At 58.0% G+C, this 8522-nt stretch carries 9 protein-coding genes and 1 tRNA gene; 7 read left to right on the forward strand and 3 right to left on the reverse strand.

Annotated features, from left to right (window positions below; all coding sequences use genetic code 11):
- The first annotated feature begins 36 nt into the window (after nucleotides 1-36).
- From B7L71_RS09445 to B7L71_RS09470, 6 genes are all read left to right on the forward strand, one after another.
- Nucleotides 37-999 (forward strand): ABC transporter ATP-binding protein, encoded by a 963-nt coding sequence (locus tag B7L71_RS09445; RefSeq protein ID WP_016914466.1) that lies wholly within the window; start codon nucleotides 37-39, stop codon nucleotides 997-999.
- Nucleotides 996-1769, forward strand: a complete 774-nt coding sequence (locus tag B7L71_RS09450) for an ABC transporter permease (protein WP_081137521.1) — start codon at nucleotides 996-998, stop codon at nucleotides 1767-1769. The genes B7L71_RS09445 and B7L71_RS09450 overlap by 4 nt, the downstream gene beginning before the upstream one ends.
- Before the next feature lie 38 nt (nucleotides 1770-1807).
- The gene (gene queF / locus B7L71_RS09455) at nucleotides 1808-2641 is read left to right on the forward strand and encodes an NADPH-dependent 7-cyano-7-deazaguanine reductase QueF (RefSeq protein ID WP_081137523.1); all 834 of its coding nucleotides are present in this window, start codon (nucleotides 1808-1810) and stop codon (nucleotides 2639-2641) included.
- A 26-nt stretch (nucleotides 2642-2667) separates the two neighbouring features.
- Entirely contained in the window at nucleotides 2668-3228 is a 561-nt protein-coding gene (locus B7L71_RS09460; RefSeq protein WP_039181222.1) for a nitroreductase family protein, read from the forward strand.
- 24 nt (nucleotides 3229-3252) lie between these two features.
- Nucleotides 3253-3759 carry a YiiD C-terminal domain-containing protein gene (locus B7L71_RS09465; RefSeq protein ID WP_016914462.1) on the forward strand — a complete coding sequence of 169 codons (507 nt, stop codon included), beginning with the start codon at nucleotides 3253-3255 and terminating at the stop codon, nucleotides 3757-3759.
- Nucleotides 3760-3866: 107 nt separating this feature from the next.
- A tRNA-Ser gene (locus tag B7L71_RS09470) sits at nucleotides 3867-3954 on the forward strand.
- A 196-nt stretch (nucleotides 3955-4150) separates the two neighbouring features.
- Here B7L71_RS09470 and B7L71_RS09475 read toward each other — a convergent pair.
- The 3 genes from B7L71_RS09475 to B7L71_RS09485 all read right to left on the reverse strand — a co-directional run bounded on the left by B7L71_RS09475 (nucleotide 4151) and on the right by B7L71_RS09485 (nucleotide 8034).
- The gene (locus B7L71_RS09475; RefSeq protein ID WP_081137524.1) at nucleotides 4151-5014 is read right to left on the reverse strand and encodes a hypothetical protein; all 864 of its coding nucleotides are present in this window, start codon (nucleotides 5012-5014) and stop codon (nucleotides 4151-4153) included.
- A 505-nt stretch (nucleotides 5015-5519) separates the two neighbouring features.
- Nucleotides 5520-7184, reverse strand: a complete 1665-nt coding sequence (locus B7L71_RS09480) for an alpha/beta hydrolase (RefSeq protein ID WP_249273223.1) — start codon at nucleotides 7182-7184, stop codon at nucleotides 5520-5522.
- Nucleotides 7185-7236: 52 nt separating this feature from the next.
- Entirely contained in the window at nucleotides 7237-8034 is a 798-nt protein-coding gene (locus tag B7L71_RS09485; RefSeq protein WP_139790098.1) for a MipA/OmpV family protein, read from the reverse strand.
- A 419-nt stretch (nucleotides 8035-8453) separates the two neighbouring features.
- On the opposite strand from B7L71_RS09485, the gene B7L71_RS09490 reads away from it, so the two are divergent.
- Nucleotides 8454-8522 (forward strand): helix-turn-helix domain-containing protein (locus B7L71_RS09490; protein ID WP_170919478.1); only part of this gene is annotated, 69 nt, incomplete at its 3' end.

Raw genomic sequence — 8522 nt, forward strand, 5'->3', positions numbered from 1 at the left:
CTTCATAAGCTCTCATTTTGCTGACAGGACATGTTCATGGCCGAACCGGCATTGTCGATCCGTGGCCTTACCAAGGTGTACGGCAACGGCTTTCAAGCGTTAAAAGGGATTGATCTGGACGTTCAGCAGGGCGACTTCTTTGCGCTGCTGGGCCCCAATGGGGCAGGTAAATCCACCACTCTGGGCGTGGTATGTTCCCTGGTACAGAAAACCGCGGGCAAGGTGTCGATTTTTGGTATCGACATCGACAAGGATTTTGCCAAAGCCAAGTACCAGTTGGGCGTGGTGCCGCAGGAGTTCAACTTCAACCAGTTCGAGAAAGTGCTGGATATCGTATTGGCCCAGGCGGGCTATTACGGCATGCGGCGTAGTGAAGCGCTGCCCCGTGCCCAGCAGCTGCTGACCGACCTGGGGTTGTGGGAAAAACGCAACGGCAGCGCGCGGATGCTCTCCGGCGGCATGAAGCGCCGCCTGATGATTGCGCGTGCGCTGATGCATCGCCCCAAGCTGCTGATTCTCGATGAGCCCACGGCGGGGGTGGATATCGAGCTGCGTCGCAGCATGTGGGAGTATATGCGGCGCATCAACCGCGACGAAGGCACGACGATCATTCTGACGACCCACTATCTGGAAGAAGCCGAAAGCCTGTGCCGCAATATCGCCATCATCAATCACGGCGAGATCGTGCGTAACACCAGCGTGCGCGAGCTGCTGGCCGAGCTGGACACGGAAACCTTCCTGCTGGACCTGGCGGCTCCCGTCGCGCAAGCGCCGCAGGTGCCGGGTTTCGAGGTTCACCAGGTGGAGCCCTCCCAGCTTTCGGTGGCCATTCACCGAGGCCAGCAGCTGAACGACGTGTTCTCATCGCTCAGTGAGCAGGGCATTCAGGTGGTTTCCATGCGCAACCGCGCCAATCGTCTGGAAGAGATGTTCGTTTCCATGGTAGAGAGCAGCCAGGCGGCTCTGGATCAACGTGAGCAGCAGGAGGCCAACGCATGAATGCCACACAAACCCTGGTCGCGCTGTGGACACTGGTGCTCAAGGAGATCAAGCGGTTTACCCGTATCTGGCCGCAAACCCTGCTGCCACCGTCGATCACCATGGCCATGTACTTCATCATTTTCGGCAGCCTCATCGGCTCGCGCATTGGTGAGATGGATGGCTTCAGCTATATGGATTTCATCGTGCCCGGGTTGATCATGATGTCGGTGATCACCAACAGCTACTCCAACGTGGCTTCCAGCTTCTTTTCCAACAAGTTTCAGCGCTCGGTGGAAGAGATGATGGTCTCGCCCATGCCCAATAGCGTGATTCTTTCCGGCTTCATTCTGGGCGGCATGGCCCGGGGTCTGGGCGTTGGGCTCATCGTGACGCTGGTATCGCTGCTCTTTACCCGCTTGACGGTGGAGCATCCGCTGCTCACGATACTGGTCGTGGTGCTGACCTCGGCGCTGTTCTCCATAGGTGGCTTCATCAATGCCCTGCTGGCGAACAAGTTCGATGACATTTCCATCGTGCCGACGTTCATTCTGACCCCACTGACCTACCTGGGCGGCGTGTTCTACTCGATTTCGATGCTGCCGGACTTCTGGCAGGGCGTCTCGATGCTCAACCCGATTCTGTACATGGTCAACGTCTTCCGCTATGGCTTTCTGGGGGTGTCTGACATTCCCGTCGGCTGGGCGCTGACGGCGATCATGGCGTTCATCGTGGTGCTGTTCATGGTGGCGCTGACCATGCTGGAGCGTGGCAAAGGTATACGCAGTTAAGTGCCCCAAGGGCCCCTGGTTTGATGGAGACGTTTTGCATGGCACACCGCCCTGATACTCTGGAACACGCGCCGCTGGGGCGCGATTCTGCCTACCCCGAGCAGTACGATGCGGCACTGCTGTACCCCATTCCTCGGGCGGCCAATCGCGCGCCGCTGGGGATCGAAGAAAGCGCGTTGCCCTTCTTGGGTGAAGACGAGTGGCACGCCTTTGAAGTCTCCTGGCTGAATGGACGCGGCAAGCCGGTGGTGGCGGTGGCGCGCTTTCGGCTGCCGGCAAGCTCGCCGCAGTTGATCGAGTCCAAATCCTGGAAGCTCTACCTCAACAGCCTCAACCAGACGCGCTTTGCCAGCCAGGCCGAGGTAGAAGCCATCCTGGTGCGCGACCTGAGCGGTGCGGCGGGTGCCCCGGTCAGCGTCGAGCTGTTGCCGGTGGATGACGAAGCGCTGGCCCCGCGACGCTTGCCAGGGGAGTGCCTGGACGACCTGGATATCGAGGTCAGCCACTACACCCCCAGCGCCGAGCACCTGACCACCCACGATGATATCGTGGAAGAGACGCTGCATTCGCATCTGCTCAAATCGAACTGCCCCGTGACCGGGCAGCCCGACTGGGGGAGCGTGCTGATTCGCTATAAAGGCCCGCGCCTCGATCGCGAAGGACTGCTGCGCTACCTGATTGGCTACCGCCAGCATCAGGATTTTCACGAGCACTGCGTCGAGCATATCTTCACGGATCTCATGCAGTACGCCCAGCCAGAATCACTGCTGGTGCTGGCGCGTTACGTGCGCCGTGGTGGGCTGGACATCAGCCCCTGGCGTGCCACGCCGGGCATGGCGCCGCCCAGCCCGCTACGCCTGGCGCGCCAGTGATACCGACCCAGGACAAGGAGACACCAATGGACGCTCTTACGCTGCTGCACGAACGTAGCTCCATGGGCAAGCTCACCGAGCCTGCCCCCAGCCCGGAACAGCTCAGCGCCATCTACCGCGCCGCCCTGCGTGCCCCCGACCACAAGGAGCTACGCCCGTGGCGGTTTATCGAGTTCGTCGGAGAAGGGCGCGAGCGCCTGGGAGAACTGTTCGCCGAAGCGGAGTTCCAGGAAGACCCGCACGCCAGCGATGACACCCTGAACGCTGCCCGCAAAAAGCCCCTGCGCGCGCCCATGGTGATCGCCGTGATTGCCAAGGTGACGCCAGATATTGCCAAGGTGCCCAAGGTCGAACAGGTCATTTCAGCGGGCTGTGCTGCCCACGGGATTCTGTTGGCCGCACACGCCCTGGGCTTGGGCGCCATGTGGCGCAGCGGCAAGTATGCCTTCGACCCGGTGGTGCGCAAGGGCATGGGGCTGGACAAGGAGGATGAAGTAGTCGCGTTCATCTACCTGGGCAGCCTGGCCGGTCGTCACAAGCCGGTACCCGAGCATAACGCCGCCGATTTCGTCGAACGCTGGGATTGAGCGCTTAACCGCCGAGGAGCCCCCATGAGCCCGTCACGCCAGCCAGGCCTACCGCACCCGCGTCTACCGCTGCCAGAAGGCAAGGAAGACCTGCACGCCTTCCACCGCTGGCTGGGCGAGGCGATTCCCATGGTGGGAGCCTTGGGGATCAGTGACGTGAGCCACGCCAACGACGCGTTGACCTGGCACCTGGCGCTGGCGCCTAACCTCAATGATAAAGGCACCGGCTTCGGCGGTGCCTTGGCGGCACAAGCCACCCTGCAAGGATGGTGCTGGGTGACCCTGTGGCTGCGCCAGCAGGGAAGGGCACAAGACGTGGTCGTGGCGGAGGCCAGCCAGCGCTTCGTCGCCCCGGTGACCGGCGACTACCGTCTCATCTGTACGCCCAGCAGCAGCGACGGCCCCGCAACGCTGGCAGAACGGCTGCGCGAGCGCGGCAAAGGCAGCATCGCGCTCAGCCAGCAGCTCTACTGCGGCGACACGCTATGTCTGGAAGCCAGCAGCCGCTATGCCGTGCTGCCTAGCCCTTGACGTGAAAAGCCCTGATGTGAAAAAGGCTTGCTATTTCACAGCTTAACGCATAGTATATGCGCCGTTCTGTTGAGAAAGGCAACGCCCTGCAGCAGAGCACACAATGTGGAGAGGTGTCCGAGTGGTCGAAGGAGCACGCCTGGAAAGTGTGTAAGTCGAAAGGCTTCGAGGGTTCGAATCCCTCCCTCTCCGCCAAGAACATAGAAAAACCAGCCGCTTACGGCTGGTTTTCTGTTTTACCCACCATACAGCCCGCCATTAATGAAACGCTTATAAGCTACTAACTTGCTAGCAAATAGCACAGAATTGATTGTGTAAAAAAGCCCTGCGGCTGGCAGGGCGATTTATGGGTTTAAAGGTGTAGCTTGCATCTATCTTTGAAGTCACCGGATCAGCTCACGTTGTTGTTCTTTGCATCCATGATATTCTTCATCACGGCTTGCCAATGATTTGCAGTATCAATGTAGTGCTCTAAAAGCCAGTCTCCCTTTTTCAAGCCTTTGTCTTCCTTGTTATGGGGCTTATGCAATATGAGTTCTGCATGGGGCCTTTTTGGATCTTTCATTGTTAGGCTTATACTTACCTTGCTGACTCTCACTTCTGATTCTGATTTGTTGCGTTTTCCTGCAATGGCACCGACTATGGCACCGGTTCCACCTGTCAAAAGACCACCAACAGCAGCGCCGGTTATGCTCCCTACGGCACCTGAGGTCACTTTGGATACGGTCATATCGTCGGTATATACTGACGACTCAATGATGTTATCTGGTGTCAGGATTGTATAGTCGAGCTTGTCTGCAAACTTCCCGTTCCATACAACCAGTGCTTGGGACAATTCAGTGTTTGCCATGATGATAAAATTCTTGCCACTGTATTCTTCAGCGTTTTTGAACCCTTTTGTTTCTTTGAGCTTTTCAAATGTATTTTTTCTTTCGTCTAATTCGTCTCCCATAAAGAATTTGCCTACATAAGGGAAGAGAAAAAAGCCGATACCACAGACAGCGCCACTTACCATGGAGTAAAACAGTGTGTAGTTCCAAGCTATTCCGATTCCTGTGAACGGTGAACCTGTAGCAATCATAGAAATAACAGCAATTCCTAAAAACATTACTGGTATTATTATTACTCCAGCCATGACTGCAAAGATAGCGCTACAGAACAGCTGGATCACAATTGCTGAAAGCTTTTGGCCAACGCCTTGGCTATGATGAGCTGGTGACGCTAAGTCGAGCGATGTTAATAGAAATTTTTTCATGCTCCCTTCTCTCTTTTTTCAGTTTTAAGTCAGTCTGTAATTTACCAAACAACCCAAAATAATTCTTCATTATTGTTAGCCTAGGATGAGATGGTCTGGTTTCCTGCTGAAAGGGGCATGGGGAGGATACATAAAAAAAAGCGCACTCACGAATGAGGACGCTTTTTTCATCGCGGTACAGAGCGTGCTGAAGGATCAGTCCGTGTACTGCGGTACTTCTTCTTCCCTGATTGACGAAAGCTCGTCCTGAGCTTGCTCGGTCCTTGAATCGTCTTCGCTCATCCTAAGCGCACATTCCCTTGTCACGCGGTATCCCTGCCGCGAACGCTTTGAACTATAGGTGAGTGACAATTAATGTACAAGATAAAATTGTATTTTTATTGTACTTGAATAGTACAGAAATGCTGCTACTCGATCATAAAGTGTATATTTAACAAATGTTTATAATTTTACAGTCGGCACAAAAATAGCAGGCTAAATAGCCTGCCGGTGAAATGGGTTATCGTCAGCGCGTCAGATGATCGCGCAGGCGCTGCAATTGCTCAGCATCCCAGCCGTCGGGTTCGGTGAGGGCTGCCCAGGCATCGATGTAGTGTTCGGCGGCGATTTCATGCCCATAGCCGTCGGGGGCGCTGCCCACGGTCAGGTCGACCAGCAGCTGTAGCATGGTCACCACGGGGTACCAGCGTAGCGCTGGAGAAACATCTGGCCCACGAGGTGCACGCATCCACTCGGGTTCTCGCCAGAACGCCGCAGGCTCGAAAAAGGTGATGGGGTCGCTGGCATATTGCAGAAACGCAATGCGGAAATCTCCCCATGGGGCAGCGGCTTCCTCCAGCCCTTGGGTCTGGTTCATGAACCTTACAACCGCGCCCTCGCGAAACGTGGGTAGCCATGCGGGGGAACCCGGATCGCGGTCGGCGGTCACGGCGCGCCAGGTGTCGCTGCGAAAGGGAGGGCCGCTCCACAGCACGCCTTGAAAGGGGTCGTCGATGATATCGTAAAGATCGAAGGATAGATCCGAGTTGAGCGCGCCCAGGCTCAGGCCAAAGAGGTAAAGCTGCGGTCGCTCATCGCTTGGCAGCTGGCTCCAGTAGCGGTAAATGGCCGAAAACAGCGCGCGGGCACTCTCGACGCCGTACTCTGCTTCGGAGATCAGCGACAGGTGGCTGGGTAGATACGAGTACTGGGCGGCCACCGTGGCAATATCGCCGCGATGAAGATACTCCACGCTGTGCTGGGAACGAGGGTCGATCCAGCCGCGGCCAGTGGGGGTCGCGATGACCATGACCGAGCGTTCGAACCCGCCGGTTCTGATTAGCTCTTCGAGGGCCAGCTCGGCGCGCTGAGTGGCGGTTTCGGCGGCGTTGAGCCCGACATAGACGCGAATGGGGTCGAGCGCGGGCTCACCCAGAAACGCTTCCATATCCTCGGCCGTAGGGCCCTGGGTGACGAAGCGCCTGCCCCGGCTACCCAGCGCTTCCCAACTGATCAGCGACTCGGCGCTGCCGGGCACATTGGCCGCTTGCGGGGGGCTCAGGTCATCCTGCATCAGCTCGTCCACCTGCTGGTAGGAGCGGTCAGCCACCTGTAGTGCGTAAGAAAAGATGACGCCCTCGATGATCAGCCAGAACAGCGCCACGGCGGAGACGATGCCCAGCACTTGGGCCGTGCGATGGGGCAGCACATGGGCAAGCTTGTACGAGAGCAGCTTGAAGGTGCGCTTGAACAGCCGCGCGACCAGCAGCAGACTCAGAAAGACCCCCATGGTGATCAGCGCCACGGCCAGCGGGCGTGTGCCGCTGGTGGGGTCCATCTCCATCAGTTCGCGAATGCTGTTTTGCCACTCGGCCGCGCGCCATAGAAAAATCACCGACACCACCAGCGCGACCAGGGCGGCCAGCTGCTTGAGCGTGCGCTCTACAGCGGCTCTGGGCTCTGGCAGGTGCAGGTAGTGCCACAGCGTGCGCGCAATGACGCCCAGGGCATACCCCGCCGTGACGCTGAGCCCGGAGACGATGCCCTGAGCCAGCAAGGGGCGGGGCACCAGGCTTGGGGTGAGTGAAAAGGCAAAAAAGAGCGTGGCAAGCAGTAGGCCCGTGCCCGACAAGCGGTTCAGCAAGGGCCTCATGCGAAAGTGCTCGAGACGGTTTTCCATAACGTTTTTCATGGCCTGGTTCGAGGGCAATCCATTTGGCGTGTGGGTCCCAGACGCTAGTGTATTAGAAACGGTAGGTCAGTGATACCCCACTCAGCGCCTGCCAGGGGCTTCCCAGCGCATCGACGATCGGGCTGTCGGCGGCGTTGCCGGTCAGTCGGGTAGCGCCGACGAAGCCGGTGGCTGTCCACTCAGGGGTCAAGGCGTAACTCAGGCTGGCGTTTGCGCCCAGCCGCCAATAGCCGCCATCCGGTGCGTAGGTGGCCACTCCGCTGCGGGCGCTATCCTGGTCGGAAACTCCATACAGAGATTGAGTCCAGCGCTCGTTGGAGTAGTTGACGCTGGGGGATAGCACCAGCAGCAAACGCTCGCTGAGCGGGGTGCGCAGGGTGGCGCTCGCCGAGAACGTGGCGCCTTCCATGTCGCCGGTCACTGCGCGGCTGCCAGCCACGCTGTAGCGCCAGGGCCCATCCTGGTAACCGACTCGCAAGCCCAGCGTGGCGCCACCATCGATTTTTTCGAAGGCGCCAAGGTCACCCTTGTTATCGCGGCCGAAGGTGTAGCCGATAAAGGGCGAGGCGCTCCAGTTGCCCTGGCGCAAGGCGTGCCACTCGATGCCATCGCGCAGATTGATGGACAGCTGGTCGCCATAGGCCAGGTTCAGTACGGGCAGTGCGCGGGCTTCGTAGTCGTCGCTACCGGCATAATCAGGGGCGTAAGCAATCCCCGCGCCCACGCTGCCCCGCCACTGGTCGGCCAGCGCCATGGGGGCCAGGGCCATGCAGGCGAGCGTTACCAGGCAGCCTAGGGGGCGTAAGTGGGAGCGAGAGTAACGGCTTGAAATCAGGGAGCGAGTCGGCATGGAAGCATCCAGAATGTGAGAGAAACGTGCATGATTGTATGTTTGGTTTAAAACCAATCGCAAGCCAGCGCTTGATATTTATCACGGCCCGCCCATAAAAACTTTTTAACTTTTCATATCCCAGGTTAGATAACTCGACGTCTATAAGGCGCACTGTGTGCCCATGACGCAGGGACAGCGTTACAAGGAAGTGCAAGCAGGGAGTGCTTGCGGCGCACAAGGATGCATGGACAGGACGTTCGTGAAGTGGGATCAGGGAGGACCTGATAAAGCCTCGGCCAGCGATGGTCGGGGTTTTTTTATCAGTCAGCGCGTAAAACCTCGTACTTTGAGTGCGAGGATGGATAGCGCGGCGTCCGGCAGGACGCCTTGTGCCTTGTGCCTTGTAATCTTACATAAAGCACGATAATTTGTAAGATATGATAACCGAACGCGCCTATAAATACCGCTTCTACCCCACGCCAGAGCAGGCAACCCTGCTGGCGCGT

The organism is Halomonas sp. BC2 (genome assembly GCF_002078115.1).
In the GTDB taxonomy this organism is placed as follows: Bacteria; Pseudomonadota; Gammaproteobacteria; order Pseudomonadales; family Halomonadaceae; genus Vreelandella; species Vreelandella stevensii.

What these genes read in the sequence shown, in the direction of transcription:
- B7L71_RS09465 (WP_016914462.1), top strand. Translation starts at nt 3,253, where the DNA reads ATGAGCCCGTCACGCCAGCCAGGCCTACCGCACCCGCGTCTACCGCTG.
- B7L71_RS09460 (WP_039181222.1), top strand. Translation starts at nt 2,668, where the DNA reads ATGGACGCTCTTACGCTGCTGCACGAACGTAGCTCCATGGGCAAGCTC.
- queF (WP_081137523.1), top strand. Translation starts at nt 1,808, where the DNA reads ATGGCACACCGCCCTGATACTCTGGAACACGCGCCGCTGGGGCGCGAT.
- B7L71_RS09450 (WP_081137521.1), top strand. Translation starts at nt 996, where the DNA reads ATGAATGCCACACAAACCCTGGTCGCGCTGTGGACACTGGTGCTCAAG.
- B7L71_RS09485 (WP_139790098.1), bottom strand. Translation starts at nt 8,034, where the DNA reads ATGCCGACTCGCTCCCTGATTTCAAGCCGTTACTCTCGCTCCCACTTA.
- B7L71_RS09480 (WP_249273223.1), bottom strand. Translation starts at nt 7,184, where the DNA reads ATGAAAAACGTTATGGAAAACCGTCTCGAGCACTTTCGCATGAGGCCC.
- B7L71_RS09475 (WP_081137524.1), bottom strand. Translation starts at nt 5,014, where the DNA reads ATGAAAAAATTTCTATTAACATCGCTCGACTTAGCGTCACCAGCTCAT.
- B7L71_RS09445 (WP_016914466.1), top strand. Translation starts at nt 37, where the DNA reads ATGGCCGAACCGGCATTGTCGATCCGTGGCCTTACCAAGGTGTACGGC.